This window comes from Bacillus sp. SIMBA_026 (assembly GCF_046535335.1).
GTDB classification, from domain to species: domain Bacteria; phylum Bacillota; class Bacilli; order Bacillales; family Bacillaceae; genus Bacillus; species Bacillus velezensis.
In genome coordinates this window covers 1-259 of the sequence record NZ_JAWRWX010000279.1, presented here as the reverse complement: position 1 = coordinate 259, position 259 = coordinate 1, and the positions used below count along the sequence as shown (strand labels likewise).

The following is a 259-nucleotide window of genomic DNA, read 5'->3' as shown; positions in this document are numbered from 1 at the left end:
CCTTGACATGTCCAGGAGGTTGTTCACCAAATGGTCCAAGCGATCCGCATAGTCCTCGATCGTTTCCAGTAGTTCCTGCTCAACATCGGGTGGAAAGGTCACGTCTTCCTGCCGCAAACTACTGACTGCCAGCTTGATCCCGGCCAGTGGAGTTCTCAGATCATGCGAGACGGCACGCAGGATCGAGGTACGCATCTTGTTCCCCTCGGACAGCCGGAGATTGTCCCGCCGGCTCTTGACCAACTGCTGCCGTTCCCGC

Annotated in this window: 1 protein-coding gene; it reads right to left on the bottom strand. The window is 57.5% G+C overall.

The genetic code is table 11. The features are described from left to right. Nucleotides 1-195 (bottom strand): sensor histidine kinase (locus SB847_RS21480; RefSeq protein ID WP_410578698.1); only part of this gene is annotated, 195 nt, incomplete at its 3' end. Nucleotides 196-259: the final 64 nt, after the last annotated feature.